This window comes from Paenibacillus radicis (ex Xue et al. 2023), from assembly GCF_024722015.1.
Lineage (GTDB): Bacteria > Bacillota > Bacilli > Paenibacillales > NBRC-103111 > Paenibacillus_S.
Genome location: NZ_JANQBD010000008.1, coordinates 153,760 through 173,273, shown reverse-complemented (window position 1 = coordinate 173,273; position 19,514 = coordinate 153,760). Strand labels below are relative to the sequence as shown.

The 19,514-nt window shown below is 43.5% G+C and carries 20 protein-coding genes and 1 pseudogene; all 21 read left to right on the top strand.

Annotation, left to right across the window (positions count from 1 at the left end; all coding sequences use genetic code 11):
• Positions 1 to 179 precede the first annotated feature (179 nt).
• The 21 genes and pseudogenes from NV381_RS12930 (at position 180) to NV381_RS38190 (ending at position 19,424) form a co-directional block, all read left to right on the top strand.
• Entirely contained in the window at positions 180 to 2,324 is a 2,145-nt protein-coding gene (locus tag NV381_RS12930; RefSeq protein ID WP_258213701.1) for an AraC family transcriptional regulator, read from the top strand.
• A gap of 147 nt (positions 2,325 to 2,471) precedes the next feature.
• Positions 2,472 to 4,013, top strand: coding sequence for an extracellular solute-binding protein (locus NV381_RS12925; RefSeq protein ID WP_258213700.1), 1,542 nt, complete (start codon positions 2,472 to 2,474; stop codon positions 4,011 to 4,013).
• A gap of 43 nt (positions 4,014 to 4,056) precedes the next feature.
• The gene (locus NV381_RS12920; RefSeq protein ID WP_258213699.1) at positions 4,057 to 5,442 is read left to right on the top strand and encodes a hypothetical protein; all 1,386 of its coding nucleotides are present in this window, start codon (positions 4,057 to 4,059) and stop codon (positions 5,440 to 5,442) included.
• A 279-nt stretch (positions 5,443 to 5,721) separates the two neighbouring features.
• Complete coding sequence (locus tag NV381_RS12915; protein WP_258213820.1) at positions 5,722 to 6,042, top strand: PadR family transcriptional regulator; 321 nt, start codon at positions 5,722 to 5,724, stop codon at positions 6,040 to 6,042.
• Between the two features lie 4 nt (positions 6,043 to 6,046).
• Positions 6,047 to 6,403, top strand: coding sequence for a DUF1048 domain-containing protein (locus tag NV381_RS12910; RefSeq protein WP_258213698.1), 357 nt, complete (start codon positions 6,047 to 6,049; stop codon positions 6,401 to 6,403).
• Between the two features lie 136 nt (positions 6,404 to 6,539).
• On the top strand, positions 6,540 to 6,710 hold the full coding sequence (locus tag NV381_RS12905; protein WP_258213697.1) for a hypothetical protein: 171 nt from the start codon (positions 6,540 to 6,542) through the stop codon (positions 6,708 to 6,710).
• A 234-nt stretch (positions 6,711 to 6,944) separates the two neighbouring features.
• Positions 6,945 to 7,091 (top strand): annotated as a pseudogene (locus NV381_RS12900) (glycoside hydrolase 43 family protein); the annotation flags it as partial.
• Positions 7,092 to 7,097: 6 nt separating this feature from the next.
• Positions 7,098 to 7,247, top strand: coding sequence for a hypothetical protein (locus NV381_RS12895; RefSeq protein ID WP_258213696.1), 150 nt, complete (start codon positions 7,098 to 7,100; stop codon positions 7,245 to 7,247).
• 142 nt (positions 7,248 to 7,389) lie between these two features.
• On the top strand, positions 7,390 to 8,358 hold the full coding sequence (locus NV381_RS12890) for an ABC transporter permease (protein WP_258213695.1): 969 nt from the start codon (positions 7,390 to 7,392) through the stop codon (positions 8,356 to 8,358).
• Between the two features lie 13 nt (positions 8,359 to 8,371).
• Positions 8,372 to 9,232 (top strand): carbohydrate ABC transporter permease, encoded by an 861-nt coding sequence (locus tag NV381_RS12885; RefSeq protein ID WP_258213694.1) that lies wholly within the window; start codon positions 8,372 to 8,374, stop codon positions 9,230 to 9,232.
• 77 nt (positions 9,233 to 9,309) lie between these two features.
• Positions 9,310 to 10,914 (top strand): extracellular solute-binding protein, encoded by a 1,605-nt coding sequence (locus tag NV381_RS12880; RefSeq protein WP_419182267.1) that lies wholly within the window; start codon positions 9,310 to 9,312, stop codon positions 10,912 to 10,914.
• Between the two features lie 327 nt (positions 10,915 to 11,241).
• The gene (locus NV381_RS12875; protein WP_258213692.1) at positions 11,242 to 12,687 is read left to right on the top strand and encodes an MFS transporter; all 1,446 of its coding nucleotides are present in this window, start codon (positions 11,242 to 11,244) and stop codon (positions 12,685 to 12,687) included.
• Between the two features lie 272 nt (positions 12,688 to 12,959).
• Entirely contained in the window at positions 12,960 to 13,580 is a 621-nt protein-coding gene (locus NV381_RS12870; protein WP_258213691.1) for a nitrite reductase, read from the top strand.
• Positions 13,581 to 13,685: 105 nt separating this feature from the next.
• A complete protein-coding gene (locus NV381_RS12865; RefSeq protein WP_258213690.1) occupies positions 13,686 to 14,174 on the top strand; it encodes a DinB family protein in 489 nt (162 codons plus the stop codon).
• Between the two features lie 334 nt (positions 14,175 to 14,508).
• Positions 14,509 to 14,913, top strand: coding sequence for an NUDIX domain-containing protein (locus tag NV381_RS12860; protein WP_258213689.1), 405 nt, complete (start codon positions 14,509 to 14,511; stop codon positions 14,911 to 14,913).
• Positions 14,914 to 14,957: 44 nt separating this feature from the next.
• Entirely contained in the window at positions 14,958 to 15,503 is a 546-nt protein-coding gene (locus tag NV381_RS12855; RefSeq protein ID WP_419182264.1) for a 5' nucleotidase, NT5C type, read from the top strand.
• Between the two features lie 125 nt (positions 15,504 to 15,628).
• Complete coding sequence (locus NV381_RS12850) at positions 15,629 to 16,915, top strand: IS110 family transposase (protein WP_258213687.1); 1,287 nt, start codon at positions 15,629 to 15,631, stop codon at positions 16,913 to 16,915.
• A gap of 617 nt (positions 16,916 to 17,532) precedes the next feature.
• Complete coding sequence (locus NV381_RS12845) at positions 17,533 to 17,841, top strand: hypothetical protein (protein WP_258213686.1); 309 nt, start codon at positions 17,533 to 17,535, stop codon at positions 17,839 to 17,841.
• Complete coding sequence (locus NV381_RS12840) at positions 17,831 to 18,187, top strand: CPBP family intramembrane glutamic endopeptidase (protein WP_258213685.1); 357 nt, start codon at positions 17,831 to 17,833, stop codon at positions 18,185 to 18,187. The genes NV381_RS12845 and NV381_RS12840 overlap by 11 nt, the downstream gene beginning before the upstream one ends.
• 257 nt (positions 18,188 to 18,444) lie before the next feature.
• Positions 18,445 to 18,990 (top strand): AraC family transcriptional regulator, encoded by a 546-nt coding sequence (locus NV381_RS38195; protein WP_308861841.1) that lies wholly within the window; start codon positions 18,445 to 18,447, stop codon positions 18,988 to 18,990.
• Between the two features lie 8 nt (positions 18,991 to 18,998).
• Positions 18,999 to 19,424, top strand: a complete 426-nt coding sequence (locus NV381_RS38190) for an AraC family transcriptional regulator (RefSeq protein ID WP_308861839.1) — start codon at positions 18,999 to 19,001, stop codon at positions 19,422 to 19,424.
• The last annotated feature ends 90 nt before the right edge of the window (positions 19,425 to 19,514 follow it).

Genomic DNA, 19,514 nt, shown 5'->3' with positions numbered 1-19,514 from the left:
TAGGAGCGCAGCGGCACCTGGAAAACTTACATTATAACGGATCGTGTATATATTTCTAGCTTTGGACTGAACAAATTTTTGAGTCAAAGAAATGTACCTTAACCGGCATGTATAAAATGTTATAATCGGCATGACAGCGTTTACTTTTAAAAGGACAACATTATCGGGGGGATAGTCAAATGAGGCTCGCAAGGCTGAAGCTGCCGAAAAAGAAGCTTGTGCTGTTACTAATGGTTGTCGTGCTGATGATTGTGCTTTCCTATGGGGTGAATCTGATTAAGGTCCATAGAGATACTTCGGAACGGTTCGTGGAATCGTTTCATGTGACCCATGAGAACCTGGTTTCCCTTTCATTGGTTTTGGAAAAGCAGATTAACTCTATTTATTACCAGCTGACCTTGGAACGCGTCCTCAGAGACTGGTTATCCCAGCCCAAGCCCCTCATTACAAATATGTACATGTTGGGTGAGGTGCAGGAAAACTCGCTCAAAATTATTAACAGTAACCCACTAATCGTTTCCGTGTATATATACAGCAAAGTAAACCGAATGGTACTGGCTTCCAACCATGAATTCACAACCCTTGATCATTTTCCCGAAAAGGAGCTGTTCTCCGAGTTTAATGAAAGAGAAGGTCATTGGGTCGGCAAACGTGAGGAGAAGGCCGGGTATGTCAACAAAAAGAATATTATTACGTTTGTCGGTCCATTAGGGGATACAGGGCTTGTAGCCATTAATGTGGATGAGCAGAAGCTGTTTGCTACAACACCGGATAATTACGCTATGTTTCTGATGGGCAAAGGGGACCGCATTCTTACAATAAGAGCCGGCAAGGATGTGAATGTGGACACACTGCCGCTCGGTCAACTGCCTGATCTGAACAAGATATCGGATAAACCGGTCCAATGGGGGGCCTATTACATGTCCGTTTCCGGGCAGCCGGGCGGCGAATGGAAAATGGTTTCGTTCACACCGCAGATTGAGCTGTCCTCCTCCTGGAAAAACCGCAGGAATATGATATTAGTTGTAGCTGTTTTATTAATAGGATTAATTATTATTATTTACGGATATATTCGAAGATCCTATTTTCAACCGATCGAGAGGCTGGAAGTCTCATTTAATAAAAATCTGGAGGATCTCAAGCATCATCTGGTGCTGAATGTAGTGACTGGAAAGCTGAAGGAAGCCGATATTCGGGATAAAATGACGGAGATGGGGCTGAGATTTCCGACCGATCGGTTTATGGTGATCGTGTTCCAGATTGATGACTTTTACAATTACCTTCTCAGCATGAAGCAGGATGAACGCTTTTTCATGGACAAAACGATCTATAATGCCATTAAGTGGACATTCATGACAACCTATGCCTGCTATCCGGTTAAAGCTGAGCTGGAGAAGATCGCCATTCTTGTTGCTGTCCCGCGGGATGTGGAGGAAAGCGCGATGCTCCAGCGTTTGGAAGGAACGGTAAGATATTTGCAGAATGAAATCCGGGACAGCTGTAATTTAACGATTTGTGCTGGGATCAGCCGGATTCAGGATGGGCTTAATCGTGTGCACCACGGGTATTATGAGGGGCTCCAGGCCGTTGGGTTCAAAACCATATATGGAAAGCACAGCATCATTCATTATCGGGACATTGCCGCCAAAAAGACGGAGGAATCTGCATATGGGGTAGACGATATAAGCAAGCTGTGTCTGCTTCTTAAAGAGGGGCTGACGAACGAATTTGAAGCGCAGCTGCAGCAAATGCTGGATGGACTGGTAAATGAGGAAAGGTTCTCGTTGGATCGTGTAAATGCATTTTTTTCCAATGTTCTGTACGGAATTGTGAAAATGATGCTGGAGCTTAGACTTGAAATGAATGAAATTGTTCAAGGCGATATTTTTATGAATATGTACAGCTATGAATTTGTACAGGATAAAACGGAGTACGTAAAGCAGGTGGCTGGTAAGGTATCGGCTTGCGTGATGTCACGAAAAAATTCCAATAATAAGACACTCCAGCTGATTGTCGACTACATTCATGCCAATTATGACAAGACGATATCGCTGACGACCATATCGGATTCGCTCGGCATTAACTCTTCCTACATTAGTACGCTTATGAAGCACGAGTTTGGCTGTGGTTTTGTTGAGTATTTGAATCAGCTCAGGATCAAAAAGGCTCAGCTTCTGCTGGAAAATCCTGATCTGGCCATTAAGCTCATATCAGAAATGTGCGGCTATGATACGGTTCATTCATTTATTCGCAATTTTAAGAAGCTGAATCTGTTTACGCCTAGTGAATACCGCAGTAAATTGTTGGCCAAGAGGAATGTATAAAAAAATGAACAGAGCTGGTTTCAAAAGTTTATACATGACTCGAAATATTGTAAATTGCGATTCTTTCCAAGGCATTCAACAATAAGGATAACGTTCAGCACTTGTTGACGGACGGATGCATCCTACACTTTTGAAGGAGGAAGTCGCATGAAAAGGAAAAGGGTCTCTTGGCAATCTATCTCGGTCCCCATGCTGCTGATTACCGCTGCGTGCACGGCTATAGCCGGCTGCAGCGCAGGTGGATCAACTACTGGAGGAACAGCCGATACCCCAGACAAAGCAAAGAGCGCGGGGCCGGCCAAGTTCAAGGTTATGTTCGATTATAATGTAGATCCGAAGGGAATGTCTTTGACAGATAACGAATACATTCGGTTTCTTAAAGAAAAGACGGGTGTCGAGGTTGTGCTCGATTCGCCCGGGACCGCCGGATATGTCGATAAGCTGAATGTTCTCATGGCTTCTGGCAGCTACCCGGATGCTTTTGCCGTAGGGGACCGGGACTTAATAATGAAATATGCCAAAGACGATCTGTTGGCTGATCTGAGTCCTTACATCAATGACACCTCCAAGTATCCTAATTTGAAAAAGGTTATGCCTGCTGACTCGTGGCTGCCGGTTACAGAGAAAGGGAAGGTGTTCGCCATTCCTTACAGCCGCCCAGACGGCTTGAGCCAGGTTGTTTATATCAACAAAGTGTGGCTGGATAAGCTGAAGCTGCCCATTCCGAAAACGATAGATGATTTTTATAACGTAATGAAAGCATTTACATTAAATGACCCTGACGGCAACGGCAAGAATGATACCTTCGGCTTACTGACCACTAACAATATAGATAATGGGGCCAGAGCTTTCAAGGCGGCTTATAATGCAGAGGCTTATTCAATTAGAGATGGCAAGGTAACGCCTCCGGAAATTACTACGGAATACAAAGATTTCTTGAAGTTTATGAACAAGCTGGTGAATGAGAAAATTTTAGATCCTGAGTTTCCTACCGTGACGTCGCCGATTTTTCAGCAAAAGTTTAAGTCGCTCAAGTACGGTGTGATCTCCGGCTTTTGGCATTATCCGTCCGGACTTGAAATTCCGAAAGAAGTAATGAGCCAGTATATAGCTTTACCACTGCCACTGCAGCCGGATGGCAAGCCTGCCAGCTTCTCGTACCCGAGCTTGAACCGACATTACGTGGCCATTCCTAAAACAACTAAAAATATCGATCAATTAATGAAGTTTATGGATTGGGCTGTGTCGCCTGAGGGGATGAAATTCTCATTTATCGGCGTACCTGATTTCAACTATAAGGAAGTGGGCGGCAAAATTGAGCTGACCCAGCAGCAGCTGGCTCCTATCCACTGGTCGTTCTCGCTGGTGAGAACAGGACAATTGACCGATGATGTAAAGAAATACATTGGGGTCGTTTATCCGAAGGAAGCGGTAGATAATCTGGAAATGGCGGCCAAAATCGGTAAGGCCGATCTGCTTCGTGCGGCATTGCCATACTACCCGGATTTGATAGGGTTTAATCTAGGTAAAATTACAAGCGAGTATACGACCAAAGCGATTCTTGGCAACGCTGATGTGGATAAAACATGGGACGATTACGTAAAACGGTACAATTCAGCCGGAGGAGACAAAGCCATTCAATTCTGGACCAATTGGTATAACACGGAAGGAAAGACCGTTCTTAAATAGGGCTGCAGCAAATCACGCTATTATAATCGAGGAGGCTTATTAAATGACCAATTCTACAAAACAAGTTAAGCTGGAGAAAATAATACAATTTTCGGTTGGCCAAAAGCTTGGACAGCTTAGAGCTATTCCCGTTCAATTAGGAGGAGGCAAGCAAGCCTTTCTCGCCGTATATTCGGCTGACTTCGATGTGGATCCATCGGTTAATATGTTTTTTTATCCTACGGACACGTTGAAAATGATGTTGTTCGATGAAACAGGGGAAGTGCTGTGGAAGCGGGAGCTGGGGAAGACGGTCGTACCCGGTATTTGGTTTTGTCCGGTGTATCCGTTTGACCTCGATGGAGATGGTGTCGATGAGCTGTGGTTCGTCAACAATTTAAATGAGCAGCATCCGTTTGCCCTTCCTTTTTATCGGCTGGAGCGGTTGGATGCAACGAATGGGGAAACGACCGGACAATGGCAATGGCCAAATGATGGAGGTAAGGAGGAGCCGCTCAGCTGCACCTTCCGTAACTTTATTGTTGGGGGCTATGCCAACGGCGAGCCTGTACTGGTGACGGCACAAGGCACCTATTGGGGCATGCATCTGCAAGGCTGGAAGCCGGATATGTCATCGCGATGGGAATTGAACATCAAGAAGGAGGATCCGGGGGCTCGGGGCAGCCATGTCACTCCGGTCATTGATTTGAACGGAGACGGTGTCGACGAATTAATGTGGGGAGAACGCTGCATCGAGCTCGATACAGGAAAAGAGCTGTTCTGCGCTGACCGGGATGTATATGCGGGCCACTCGGATGTGGTTCAGCCGGTGCTTAATCGGAATAATAACGAGTGGTCTCTGTTTACAGTTCGGGAATCCGAACCGACTGCTACTCCACGTGTGGCCACGTTTGATGATCAAGGGAACCGCAAATGGGGAGATGTGGAGGCAGGACACATGGACATCGGATGGGCGGCCCGGCTTCAGGATGACCGAAGTCACGTGACCATGGCTATTCGGATCGGCGCCAAAACATGTGGACCTGATGGACGTTTTCATCAGAATATGGACGAATTTATATATGATGCGGAGTCAGGCGAGTCTTATGAGCTGCCATTTAGCGTTTATCGCACGATACCAGTTGACATTAATGGTGACGGCTACCATGAGCTTGTACGGGGGATGCCTGCCGGTGATGGAGAGGTGTTCGATCGTCATGGTGTTTCCTATGGGAACGTGGGAGGTACCGTGGCTATGGCATCGAAGCTATTGGATTTGCCTGGCGAGCAAATATTATCGTTCAGTCCTGATGGTACGATCACCCTATGGGCTGACCGAAATGCAGAGGATGGCCCGGAGGCGATGGCCCGGTATAAGGATCCTTATTACAAGGCATGCCAAAGATTGTATGCAGTGGGTTATAATTTATATATTATTGCCGGCTTGTAAGGTGCGGCAAAACACCAAACACCGCGTTCCCAGCCTTGGGCTGAGAACACGGTGTTTGGTTTAGTTTGTTGGACACAAATGTGCCAACATAACATATGGAAGAAAAGCTTGAGGAATCAGGCTTTTTATTTTTTATGTAGTTAGCGGGCGGATTAGTTGAAAATGTAAAATCTGTGTCAGAGCAAACGCTATTGAAAAAGCAGCTATTTAGTGTTACTATATAGCAGTAGTCAGTATTACTGCATACCAGTCATACTAAATAGATAAGGAGGTATTGTTCTGGAAAACCTAACGGAAATGCTCAAAGGCGTGCTTGAGGGTTGTGTCCTTGAAATTTTAAGCCGCAAAGAAGCCTACGGCTACGAAATCACGCGGCAGCTGAACGCCCTCGGCTTCACCGATGTGGTAGAAGGAACGGTATACACCATTCTGCTCCGGCTAGAAAAAAACAAGCTAGTACATGTCGCCAAGAAGCCATCCGACAAGGGGCCAGCACGAAACTTTTTCACTCTCAACGACGCGGGGCACGAGGAACTGCGTCGGTTCTGGAAAAAGTGGGACTTCGTCGCGTCGAAAATTAATCAATTGAGGGAGGAATAATCAAATGTCTGAGTTCTTCGATAATTATTTGAATATCAAAAAAATGATTGAGAGCAAGCGTGAATACAAGCAACAGATGGCAAGGGTGGAGGCTCTGCCGAAAGACTATCAATATGTATTTAAGAAAATACAGGGACACATGTGGATGTTCGCGGCGGGATCCGGATATGACATGATGAAGATCCATTATGGCCTAATAGAACTGTTTGAGGCTGGTGCGGCGGACGGCAAGCATGTTTTGGAGATTACTGGCGAGGACGTGGCCGCGTTCTGCGACGAGCTTTTACGCAGCGCCAGCACATACACGGAAAACTGGCGCGAGGCGTTCAACCGCGACATTCTAAAAAAACTCGGAAAGTAAAAGGATTTAACATGGCAGAAACCGCAATTCAACTTTATGGGAGTAGTTTAGTGTCATTTATTAATGACATTAAATTACTCCCATTCTCCGTTATTGACAACAAAATCCCCCCTTTTCCGCAGCGGAGATTTATTGCTTGAATCCTGAGTTTAAAGCTGAGCTTGATAGCTTAAAGACAGAATATTATGGAAATTCTGATGAAATTAATGCAATGCTAGTCCCTGAATATATATTTTTCGGGGTGGGAGCAATTTGTTTCAAAAAATATACTAGAATACAAGAATACAAGAGGGTTTACATCGGTTAAAATCTGAACTACAATTAGGGTATGAAAACGTAAACAACCCCTCCATAGAATAGGAGGGTGGGCATAGCCTCTGCCATTTAGTTTATTCATTGAATTAACCAAGTGAACTGCGAGAGCGTGATGTCCGTGTCAAACATTCAATATCCGGTACTGGGGGGGAATCCCGATCAGAACTTTTGTAGGGTTGAAGAAGATTATTACATAGCCGTTTTGACTTTCTTCCCGGGTTATGGGCGCGCAGCCACTCTGGCCAGGTCGAAAACGAATGATGATCCTTATGAACTGCATCCGGACAATCCCTCCCTTACGTCATGGCACGTCCCGAGAAATCCGCTGAAAAAGTGCGGGTATGATTCGATTGTGCAAACGCATACAGGAGAATAGTGTTTGGCACATTTTACAGACAGACAGTGGGTGGAAGCCCCTGATATGGAGGAAGTCAATTGCTATCGATTTTTCATAGATCGACCATTCGCGTTCAAAAACTGCAAGGTCAACGATGGCCTGCTCAATGTACTGAAGAAATATACAAATTGAAATAGTCAGGTTGAAAAATGTGCAACCTTAGTTCGTATCGTACCGAGCTAAAACCCATGAAAAAAGACGGTTCATTACCATCCGTTGAACATAACTTTAGTTACGAAGTATAGCGAAGAGCCGTAAATGGAGGTTGTAGTTTATGAACGCAATGAATAGTAGTGTTGCTCTGGATAAAAAGCATAGTGTTGGAAAGCCGCTGAAAAAAAAGAAAGGATTTTTTTACTATATAAAATATGATTTTATACTTTACCTTATGTTGATTATCCCTGTTGCATATTTATTGACATTTAAATATGCTCCCATGTATGGCATACAGATTGCTTTTAAGGATTACAACATTTTTCAGGGAGTCAACATGAGTCCCTGGAATAATTTTGAAACATTCAAGCAAATTTTTGCATCACCACAATTCTTTCAGGTTGTTAGAAACACTTTGATGCTTAACGGTTTGGATTTGCTTGTGGGATTTCCAGCACCGATTATTTTGGCTATTTTAATAAATGAACTGGTATGGAATAAGTTTAAGAAGGTAAGTCAGACAATACTGTATCTGCCGCATTTCCTTTCCTGGGTTATTATCGGCGGGATTGTTGCTCAGTTACTTTCTCCTACAGGGATGTTAAATACATTAATTAGCCATATGGGTGGACAACCGTTACCGTTCCTCACGGACAAATATGCATGGGTTGCAACTTATGCTTTAGTTGGAGTATGGCAGAATGCAGGATGGGGTACAATTTTGTATCTTGCTGCTATGACGGGAATTGACAAGCAGTTGTATGAAGCAGCTGACGCAGATGGTGCAGGAAGATTCAGGAAGATTTGGCATGTTACGCTGCCAGGTATCAGACCAACCATTGCGATCCTTCTGATACTGCAGCTCGGTAATATTATGGCTATTAACTTCGACCGTCCATTTACCATTCAAAACAACCTTGTTATGGACTTTGGTGACGTTATCAGCACCTATGTTTATCGTGTAGGTATCCAATCTGCGAACTTTTCTGTTGGTGCAGCTGTCGGCCTGTTCCAGTCTGTAATTTGCTTAATATTTCTGGTAACTTCCAACTTTATTACACGCAAATTAGGCGAAAATGGAATATGGTAAGGAGGAACTGACAATGTCACAAAATATAAAAAATAGAATTGTTGATTATACAGCAGCATTTGTAGTTTTAATTGCGGTTTTTATATGCCTGGTTCCTTTTCTCTATATTCTTTCGCAATCACTGAGCTCAAATAGGGCAATTATATCCCAGGCAGTTACCATCTATCCTATAGACTTTAATATAGAAGCTTATAAAGTTGTTTTCGGTGATGCCGGTATGTTGTACTCATTGTTTTATACGGTGATCCTGACAGTTGCATTTGTGCTCCTTTCATTGACGGTTACAATATTGGCGGCTTACCCGCTGACTAAAAAAAGACTCAAGGGCAGAAATACTTTATTGCTAATGATGCTGTTTACCATGTATTTTAGCGGTGGTTTAATTCCGGATTATCTGAATGTAAAGAATCTGAATCTTTTAAATACTCCATTTGCACTTATTCTTCCGGGTATGTTGAGCGTTTACTATATGATCATTTTGAAATCGTTCTTCCAGAGCTTACCTGATAGCTTGGAGGAAGCTGCACACCTGGACGGATGCAACGAACTGCAGATTCTGCTTAAGATTGTGCTGCCTCTTTCTAAGCCAGCACTTGCCACAGTCAGTTTACTATATGCGGTATTCAGGTGGAATTATTTTCAGGATGCTCTTTTCTACATTACAGACCAAAATCTGTATACGATACAGCTTAAGCTGTATAATGTCATCAATATTTCGCAGCAAATGTCGGGCGAGAATGTCAATGTAAATCTGCCTTCAGAGGCATTGAAAGCGGCAAGTATTATGTTTGGTACAGTTCCGATTCTTTTAGTATATCCGTGGCTCCAGAAGTACTTTGTATCTGGCATTATGATTGGTGCCGTTAAAGGTTGATGTAGGTAAGTGAAATGGAGTATTTAATCTATTTCGCGAATTTATATAAATTGCTAAATTACAAATTTACAAAAGGAGTGGTTTCTTTGAAGGTAACGGCACAAAGATCTATCTGTGTTTCTTTGGCAGCGCTAACAATTGCGTTGGCCGGCTGTCAGAGTAATTCATCAAGCGGCACACAAAATGGGGCAGCAGTCACTACAAAAGAACATCGAACATTAACTGTCGAAGTTTTCGACAGAGGCAAACCTGGTCAGCCGGATTTGAATAATAACTTCTGGACAAAGTATATCAACGATAATTTCGGCAAGCAGTTTAATGCCACAGTAAACTTTGTTTCAGTACCTAGAGCCCAGGAAGTAGACAAGTTGAACGTATTGATGGCAGCAGGCCAGGCACCTGACATTTCCTACACATACAACCAGGGTGTTGTTTATAATTATGTACAGCAGGGTGGTTTGGCAGAGCTTGATTCAGTACTCAAGCAGCATGGACCTATTCTTACAAAGTATCTTGGCGATGATGTATTAAAGTATGGCAAATTTAATGGCAAGCAGTATTCTGTACCGGGCAAGAGAACTGTTCTCGCAGGTTCAAATACTTTTATCCGTAAAGACTGGCTCGATAAACTGGGTCTTCCTGTTCCCACTACACCGGAACAGTTCTATAACACCATGGTTGCATTCAAAGAGAAAAACCCTGGAAATGTAACCGGTGTTATTCCTTATGGTTATTCCCTACAACCTTTAAATCCCGGATTGAGCTATATCCCAGAAGCCTTTAGACCATCTAACCTTACTGAAGAACAGTTTGCTACACTTCAACCACAACCTATCTGGTTAGCAAACTGGAATATGCCAGGGTTTGATAAAGCTGTTCAATATACGAACAAGATGTATAATGCAGGCTTGGTTAGCCCGAATTTCGCAACTGACAAGGATGGAAAACTGTTGGATGCAGATATTTCCAATGGAAAAGTCGGAGCATTCCAGACTAACTGGGATGGTCCGTACAGGACAGCTCCCGGCACCTATGCCAACCTTGTAAAGAACGTTCCTGGTGCTCAGCTTATTCCTATCGATCCATGGCAGAATGATGCAGGCAAACATCCTAAAAACGGGTACAGCCCAAATGGTGTTTATATGATTATTCCTAAAACAAGCAAGAATATTGACCTTGCAATACAGTACCTCAACTGGATGGCTGACCCAAAGGTAACCCTATTCCTCCAGAACGGTCAAGAAGGCGTGGACTACAACATGGTTAATGGTGTTCCAAAACAGACAGGAACAACAAATACAGGCGATAAGATGATGACTGTTGCAAACAACCTCGACTATGATATTCTTACAAACGGTATCGAACTTGGTGATCAGCAGAAGAATAATGCTGCAATTTCTGCAGGATATCCTGGATATGAAAAGGATGCTGAGAATGCTTTAAAGGTAGGTATGGTGGACTATTATACTCAATACTTCTATTCATTACCGAATGCAGCTGATGCAAAAAACAATGCAGCACTTAAGAATCTTTCAGCTCAAATGCTTGCAAAACTAATTGTTGCTAAGCCAGCCGAAGTGGATAGCCTGTACAAAACATTAGTACAACAGTACATGGATCAGGGTGGCAAGGCAGTTCAAGACGAGTATGTAAAAAATTACAAGGCTCAGAATGGTAAATAATAAGGGCTCTTCGCTATACCTCGTAATTAATAAATACTTTCAATAAATGAATAAGTGATAATAAAGTGGCAGCCAGGGTTTTAATTCCAAGGCTGCCACTGTTTTTTGCTTTCTGCGGAGGTATGCAATTAACTAATTATTTGTCCAATGACACAATTTAGTACAAACTACTCAGTTAATGTGTTGACAATATAGGTAACGGGGGTATACTATATTTAATGTTAATACATGGTTGGAGAGTTGATTAATGGGCTCGGCAGGACGGCCGTCACGAGACTCTGTTGTAAACTCGTAACCCCGTATTGATAAGAAAAGGAGGTAATTATTATGGCGAATCAAGCGCAAGCAGCGGGATTACCTGATCCACGGCGTTGGAGTGCTTTGGCGTTATTATGTCTGGCTAATTTCATGGTTATTATGGATACGTCCATCATCGGGGTTGCATTACCTGCTATTAAAGATGCTCTAGGATATACACAAGCAAGTCTTCAATGGGTTTTCAACGCCTACGTTATTTTCTTTGGCGGATTTCTGTTACTTGGCGGAAGGCTATCGGATTTATTCGGACAACGGCGCATCTTTATGCTCGGCTTCCTGATTCTTACGGTAGCGTCACTATTAGCAGGTGTCGCATGGAATGAAGGATCATTAAATGTAGGGCGTGCTTTGCAAGGATTCGGATCCGCATTGATTGCGCCAGCAGCGCTTACCATTGTGATGATTCTATTTAATGGTAACCCGAAGGAACTAGGTAAAGCTTTAGGGTTTTGGGGTGCTTCGGCAGCAGCAGGAGGAACAGCGGGTGTGTTTTTAGGAGGTATCATCACAGAATGGTTAAGCTGGCAGTGGACTTTCTTAATCAACGTCCCAGTTGGACTTATCGTTCTTTTGATGTCATCCAGACTCTTGTCTGCGGGTGTACGCAGAAAGGGCACTGTTGATATGACCGGAGCTTTATCGGTTACAGGTGCTTTAGTCATGGCGGTATACGGTATTGTTACTGCAGAGCATAATGGATGGAGCTCCTCAACAACCGTTTGGTTCTTAGGGATATCAGTTGTTTTATTCATATTGTTCCTTATTATTCAATCAATAAAAAAAGAACCATTAGTACCTCTCCGTATTTTCTCCGTTCCGAATTTATTGGCGGGTAATCTTGCATTAATCGCACTATCGGGTGCCTGGATCCCGTTATGGTTTTTTCTGAATTTATACTTACAGCAAGTATTAAAGTATTCTGCATTTGCTGGGGGACTCGGTTTACTCCCCATGACGGTCTTCATTATGATTCTCATGGTTGGACTCATGGGCAAAATGATTGCAAAATTCGGATTTAAAATGAACATGGTGTTAGGATTAATTGCACTCTCCGTTTCCTTGTTCATTTTCGCCGGAAATACACCGGTAGGCGGGAATTTTGTTTCTCATGTGTTACTTGCATCATTGCTTGGTGCATTAGGAATGTCGCTTGCTTATATCCCGGCGACGATAGCTGCCATGTCGGGTGCAAAACCGGAGGAAGCCGGTCTTGCTTCAGGTTTGGCGAATACCAGTTATCAAATAGGTTCCGCGATCGGACTGGCAGCTATGGTCGCCATCGCTGGAGCGACTACTGCGACAAACGAAACCTTAGATCAGGTTGTAGCGCTAAACCTCGGATTTCAAGCTGCATTTTTCTGGTCAGGTGTAATAGCAGCAGCAGGAGCCTTGCTTGCCCTATTGTTTATTCGTACTCCGAAACATGCAGATCACAGTACATCCTCAGCGATGTAAGAGTTAACGACTATACTACCGGCCAAACACAAGTTTGGCCGTGTTATAGGATATGGGAGTACACTTGCGGCAATACGAACTCAAAGGAAGGGATGAACGGCATGTGCACCCACTGGAGGAAAAAGCGACGGGGCCTGATGCCAAATTTGCGACATCCTTCCCGAAAACTGGAATTTATAAGATATGGGGACAGTTCCAGCACAATGGGGAAGTTTTCACAGTCAGTTTGTTGTGAATGTGCAATTAATAAATATAAAAAGGAGGATGAACGCATGGGAGAGAAAATAAAAATTGCCGTTTCACCCCCGATTCAAGTCGGAGGAAGCCTGTTTACAGCGGAGCAATTAGCCGCGATTGGTACACTTGCAGGACCCGGCAGCAAGATTGAAATGACTTCATTCAAACAAATGTATGTAGAAGTCGATACCGATAGGGTCGAAGACGTTAAAAATAACCTACAAAAGATCGGATTGGAGATCTACTCTGCAGGTTTTAGTGTTAAAAGTCTAATTGCCTGCAATTTCTGCAGGGGCGCTGAAGAAGCAGGGTTGGAGATGGCACACATACTGAATAAAGCAGTCGCCGGGATCGAAACGCCAATTCCTATCAAAGTAGGCTATGCAGGGTGTGCACTCGGTACAAGCGAACCGATGCTTAAAGATATTGGAGTTGTAAAAATGAAGGAGACCTTTGATGTTTACGTTGGAGGTGAACCTAAGAGCCTAAAAGCATCAGTAGGAAAGCTTCTTTTGTCAGGGATCGCCCAAGAGCAGCTTGTGCAGTCCGTTACCAATATCATTAGTTTTTATAAAGAGAATGCTAAAGGAAAAGAGAAGTTCAGTAAATTTGTGGACCGGGTAACACTGGAGGTCCTTAAGCAAATCGCCGCGTAATCTCAATCTGCTGGAGACGAATTTCGCAATCCGTAAGAAACGTTCGCGCGCATGACGTGATAGGATTGAGGTGATGAACGGCCTTGGCCAGAGGAGGATATTATTATGAATGTTATTGAGGATTGGAGCGGCGAATTGAAAAGGGAAGCCGAATCGACGCGATCGCTTCTCGAAAGGCTCCCAGAAGACAAATTCTCTTGGAGACCGCACCCGAGATCGATGTCTTTAGGACAGCTCGCCCTACACGCAGCAGGCGTGCCCGGAGGGCTGGCTCTATTATTGGACGAGGCGGTCAGCGAAGTTCCGGTCGTTCCGCTGCCGGAGCCGACCACACGGCAAGAACTGCTCGAAGCGCTGGAATGGAGTGTGTCTCTCGCTGAAAGCAAGCTTCGGGAATGGAGAGAAGACGGGCTAAGGGATACCTGGAAGCTCGTCAGCAAGGGGGAGACCGTCTTGGAAGCGCCCCGGATCGACATGGTGCGTACACTGATGTTCAATCACGTTTATCATCATCGGGGTCAGTTGACGGTCTATCTCCGGTTGCTCGGAATACCGGTTCCAGGGATATACGGACCCAGCGCGGACGAACAATAACGGTGATTCAGTGTATGACTCTAAATTAAATCAATAAATCTAAAACTCCTTGCCTAGCAGGGAGTTTTAGATTTATTGATGGCTCGAGAGGTGTCGGACGACTATATATAATACAAGGATTAATTTCATTGGGATTGTCCCGCCAGATGAATATAAAGAAAAAATAGCAGCATATCGTATTCGTTGGCCTAGTAATCGTCTTAACGATGTTGTGGAGCCTCACATTACTGTCAAAGCGCAAGGTACGATAGCACAATCACAGCAGGCTGCCGGTGACAAATCAGTGGCAGTGCATGTTGTTTTTATATTTGCAACTTTGAAGGAGGAGAAGCTTATGAACGGCGAAAGACCCCGAGCATTTGGAGCTATCATCAAAGATAATGATATTCTTATGGTGCAGGAGGTATACAAGGATAGGGAATTTTGGACCCTGCCAGGTGGTGGATTGGAGAACGGTGAGACATTCGAACAAGCCGTTATTCGTGAAGTGAAAGAAGAAGTCAACTTATCTTGTAGAGTAGTGAAGTTTCTATTCACCCATAGATATACTGGAGGAACGGAAAATTGTTATCTGCTTGAATTAATTGATGAAGACGAGTTACCTAGTCTGGGCTTCGACCCCGAATTACCCGTTGATAAGCAAACTCTCAGTGATGTCAGATGGAGATCAATTAATGAATTAAAAGACGACTTGCACGTATCTAAGGTAATCGAAGCTTTAAGCCTTAAAGTCACTTAACTAATGGGACACAGATAGCCTAATTACATCGGTAGCCGCAGGGGGTGTTGACGTTGAAACGGATAGCAATAGATATGGACGAAGTAATCGCAGACTTTCACTTTAAGCATTTGAATTTATACAATAAAGATTTTAGTGAAACTTTGACTAAAGAAGATTTGTATGGAACAAGACTTTGGAACATACGTCCTCATATTTCTAAGGAAATTCTTGCATATGTTGATGACTCAATATTTTTCCGTGATTTGGCCGTCATTGATGGAAGTCAAGAAGTTATCAAAGACCTAAGCGAGCAGTATGAAATTTTTATTGTAACCGCCGCTATGGAACATCCTTCATCGTTTACAGCAAAATATGAATGGCTTAAAGAACACTTTCCCTTTTTAACAGATAGGAATTTCGTGTTCTGCGGTGATAAAAGTATCATTCGTGCGGATTATCTTATTGACGATAGTCCTAAAAATATTGAGCGATTTATTGGACAGGGACTTTTATTTACTGCACCGCATAATATCCATGAAACAAGGTACTTACGAGTTAATAATTGGCAAGAGGTAAAGAAACTTTTGTTAAACGACAAGTCAAAATAGGAGTATGATTCAACTAAACATTCCTGTATAGCCTAAGAAATGGGCTTTGTCAAAAAAGGAGCGCCTCGGTATGATGGGTTTGTCGACGGGTAAATACCCAACACCATTAAGGAGGCGCTCTTATTATGAAGTTTAAACAATCGGATGGACAAAATCAACGGATTGAACGAATTACCACTTCTCATCTTATTGTGGGTATCGATATGGCAAAGGAAACCCATGTCGCTCAAGCAACTAACTACCGTGGAATTGTCCTTACAAACCAGCATCTTTCGCTCAAAAACACAATCCAGGGATTTGAAAAATTACATCGATGGATAGGTGGCTTGCAACAAAAACACCGGCTAAATCGCATCATAATAGGCATGGAACCGACGGGACATTACTGGTATAACTTGGCCAATTGGCTTGCCCAGAAAGGAATACACGTTGTTTTAGTGAATCCTGCAACGACAAAACGAAACAAAGAGAACCGAGATAATTGTCCTTCCAAGAGTGACCCGAAGGATGCTCTTGTTATTGCAGATGTTGTTGGCCGTGGCTACTACTATGAGTACACTCGGCAAGCAACCCATTTTCAACGGTTACGTACCGTTATGAGCGATCGTGAATTTTGGGTCACGAATAGTGTTCGAATGCAGAATCGGATCATCCGATGGCTGGATATTCGCTTTCCTGAGTATGCCTCGGTGTTTAAAGATTGGACTTGTCCGCGATCCATAGCGACACTCAAAGCGTTTCCGTCCCCGTTAGATCTAAAAGGTCAATCAACGGTAGAGACTATTACAGGATGGAGAAAATATATGAAACGAGCTGGTGGATCCACGGGCATTCAGAAGGCAGCAGAACTCCTTGCTAAAGCAGAACAGAGCGTTGGGGAGTCTGTTGCACTCAGTGAGGCCAAGCAGGACCTACAACGCTTACTAGAAGAGTACGAGCGTATTGTCGGTATACTGAACCAGCTAGAACAAGAAATTGCTGGTTTACTTGGTGAGATTCCAATTGCTAGCCAACTTCGATCCGTTAAAGGTCTAGGCACGATTTATATCGCAGCAATTCTGGCTGGTGCAGGGGACTTGAAAAAGTATGTTCACGGTCGTCAGCTTCTACGTAAAGCCGGTTTAAACTTGGCAGAAAGCATGTCGGGAAAGAGGAAAGGGCAGATCGTGCTCTCTAAACGAGGAGATTCCACACTACGAAAATATATGTATCTGGCCACCCTTACATTAGTGGGGACAAACCCAGTTTTTCGGCAATTGCATGAGAATAATGTGCAGATCAAACATATGAGTAAGCAGAAGTCCATATTCAAACTGCTAGGAAAATTGGCACGAATCTTAATCGGAATGGTACAGCATGAGGAATCATTTACTCCAGAAAAAACGGTTCTTACATACGTTCAGGCAGCCTAATATTTTGAAGTAACGTAGATTGATTCATTCGCAGGATTTCGAACAAAGAAAGCACCGAGGACCGAGTTCGTTCTCCAAAAGGGCACAGACCCATCCGCTAAACGCTATCGGTCTCCACACCTTGGATAGGTGTAACGAAGGAATGAAAGGGCAACGACCCGTAGAGCCTTGGGATGGTCAATCTTCAGGGAAATGTGGAGTATGCGTGCAGTAGATTTCTAAAATGGAGAAATGTTCCAACTATTTCTTCTGTTCCCGCATGCCTTAAATGGCCACCTTAGGATCGAATTAGTCCAATTTTATTTCGTTTACGATAACCAAAGTGATGAAATCCTGCGAATGAATGAGTATTCGTGAGATAAATCCTTAATACTGAGGGACGGAGAACTATATCTTAATAAAACAGCGGCATACTTAGACTTTTTTAAAGTCTTAAGTATGCCGCTGTTTTATGTTTGAAGCAAGTCAAATACTACTTTCTAAAGAAACAGATGCCGTTTGTTAATAGGAAAATCTTATCGGTACTATATGATATTAGTACTATACTTGCCGAACAGTTCCCGATATGATATTCCCATCAGAATTTGGAAAATGTCTCAATTAGGGAGAAGATTATTATGAACCGTTATGTGATAGGACTGGCCCCAACTGTATTGGTGGCACTCGGACTGGGGCACAGCGTAGTACTTACGTTTGTGCTCTTTTACAGTTGGTTAGGTACAGTACCGTTTTTAGATTACCTACTGTTTCGAGAACAAAGTCTGACTCATACGATCCGCAGTTGGGGGTTGACTGTAAACGCCCGGCAAACGATAGTCGGACTTGGCTTAGGACTCTCATTTTTGATAGCTCTCCTAATTGGCGCTTATTATTTGCACGACATGTTGTTCGATATCGTGCGATTGAGAAGCTTGTTTGGAGAGTGATTTTTTCGGTGACCAGTCTGTTCTATTGCTGCTCGTATTGGTGTTGCTCAATCCTATTTTGGAAGAAATCTATTGGCGCGGATACTTATACCGCAGGATTGGACAAACCCCAGGTTCTGCGAAAAGCTTGCTTCATGCTTCTTTTTGGTTTACAGCTTATCATCTTGTTGTCATTGTACCGGTTTTCAGTTGGCCGCTTAACGTTATTGCTGCGGTTCCTATTTTTGCAGCAGGTGTACTATGGGGATGGATTCGTCATCGAACGCGATCTATGCTCACCCCAATTGTAAGCCATATGTTTGCCGACCTTGGAATCGTGATTATATATATGCAATACATAAAATAATATCTCTTCAGCAAGCATGATTTGGATCTCAAAGAAGGAGAGTATAGGTATTCGAAGGGCTGAGCGTTCTCCAAACTAGCAGTTTAGTAAAACAATTGGTTAGCGCCGAGCGTCTATTTGAATTATAGAAAGTTGTGTCTATGTCGGTGGAAATGGTTCATCTGAGATAGGTTCGAGCATCACTAAACAGAACTATCTGAAAATCACCCGAACAACACATATAATTAATTATTATTTGCATGAGGGGTGTCTGAGCTATGGGTATTACTGACTTTCATCAGAACTTTAATCTTCTCTTCGACGGTCTTCAAATACACAGGTTTACGTATAACCGGACTGAACTGATGAAGCTCCATTCAAGGATAGGAGTGGGCTCTGTTCACCGATTTGTACCCCGTTCTGATTTAGGGGTGGCTATTGCTGAGTTTAAGCTGCATCACAACAGTAATGTGAATTTTCACACAGATGCACCCATGGTTGAGTTGAGCTACTGCTTAGAAGGTACTAGAGAAATCCAAGTCGCCGGTGTGCAGTACGAGGTAGCCCCTGGTAGCCACACTCTGCAATTTGCTAATCCTGCGGAGGCCAGCATGCATTTTAAAAAAGATCAATCTGTTAAAATGCTGAGTATCGGTATCCCTGTGTCGACCTTTCATCAGTTTATGGAAGAGACTGGCGGTGCTCAATCGGTCGAATTTAATCGAATCATTGGTGAGAAGCCGTACCGCATGTTCCAGGAGACTATAGATCCGGCGACGTTCGTCCTCCTCAAACATATGATGCAGTTCGAAACCTCGAGATAGAGTGTAAAATGCTCGAATTGATGTCTTTAGCCTTCGGCTCCTTCTTAATGGACGATAAGTCAGCATCAACCAAGTTATCCAAGACCGATATGGCAAAAATTGAACAAGCTCGGGCAATAATTTTGGAGCAGATGGTGGAGCCGCCCTCACTTATGGATCTGTCTCGAATGATTGGCCTGAATGACTATAAATTAAAGATTGGCTTCAAAGAAATGTATGGCAAAACGGTGTTCGGTTACTTAAAGGATCAACGTCTGGAAAAAGCGTATCGCTTGCTGCAGAATGGTAGTACCAGCGTGATTGAGGTGTCTTATGCCGTGGGTTATTCGAATCCCAGTTATTTTGCGGAAGTTTTCCGCGAAAAATATGGCGTCAACCCTGGCGAGTTTGTTCGACGTTCGCTAAGTTCTTCCCCTAATCACTCTTTGAAATAGTTTTTTGGATTGTGATGATGCGGATAATCCCGCAAACCAGCACCGGTCTCCGCCCACTGGTAGAGGCTTGGTTATGAGAGTGCTACGATT

What these genes read in the sequence shown, in the direction of transcription:
- NV381_RS12930 (WP_258213701.1), top strand. Translation starts at nt 180, where the DNA reads ATGAGGCTCGCAAGGCTGAAGCTGCCGAAAAAGAAGCTTGTGCTGTTA.
- NV381_RS12925 (WP_258213700.1), top strand. Translation starts at nt 2,472, where the DNA reads ATGAAAAGGAAAAGGGTCTCTTGGCAATCTATCTCGGTCCCCATGCTG.
- NV381_RS12920 (WP_258213699.1), top strand. Translation starts at nt 4,057, where the DNA reads ATGACCAATTCTACAAAACAAGTTAAGCTGGAGAAAATAATACAATTT.
- NV381_RS12910 (WP_258213698.1), top strand. Translation starts at nt 6,047, where the DNA reads ATGTCTGAGTTCTTCGATAATTATTTGAATATCAAAAAAATGATTGAG.
- NV381_RS12890 (WP_258213695.1), top strand. Translation starts at nt 7,390, where the DNA reads ATGAACGCAATGAATAGTAGTGTTGCTCTGGATAAAAAGCATAGTGTT.
- NV381_RS12885 (WP_258213694.1), top strand. Translation starts at nt 8,372, where the DNA reads ATGTCACAAAATATAAAAAATAGAATTGTTGATTATACAGCAGCATTT.
- NV381_RS12875 (WP_258213692.1), top strand. Translation starts at nt 11,242, where the DNA reads ATGGCGAATCAAGCGCAAGCAGCGGGATTACCTGATCCACGGCGTTGG.
- NV381_RS12870 (WP_258213691.1), top strand. Translation starts at nt 12,960, where the DNA reads ATGGGAGAGAAAATAAAAATTGCCGTTTCACCCCCGATTCAAGTCGGA.
- NV381_RS12865 (WP_258213690.1), top strand. Translation starts at nt 13,686, where the DNA reads ATGAATGTTATTGAGGATTGGAGCGGCGAATTGAAAAGGGAAGCCGAA.
- NV381_RS12860 (WP_258213689.1), top strand. Translation starts at nt 14,509, where the DNA reads ATGAACGGCGAAAGACCCCGAGCATTTGGAGCTATCATCAAAGATAAT.
- NV381_RS12850 (WP_258213687.1), top strand. Translation starts at nt 15,629, where the DNA reads ATGAAGTTTAAACAATCGGATGGACAAAATCAACGGATTGAACGAATT.
- NV381_RS12845 (WP_258213686.1), top strand. Translation starts at nt 17,533, where the DNA reads ATGAACCGTTATGTGATAGGACTGGCCCCAACTGTATTGGTGGCACTC.
- NV381_RS38195 (WP_308861841.1), top strand. Translation starts at nt 18,445, where the DNA reads ATGGGTATTACTGACTTTCATCAGAACTTTAATCTTCTCTTCGACGGT.
- NV381_RS38190 (WP_308861839.1), top strand. Translation starts at nt 18,999, where the DNA reads ATGCTCGAATTGATGTCTTTAGCCTTCGGCTCCTTCTTAATGGACGAT.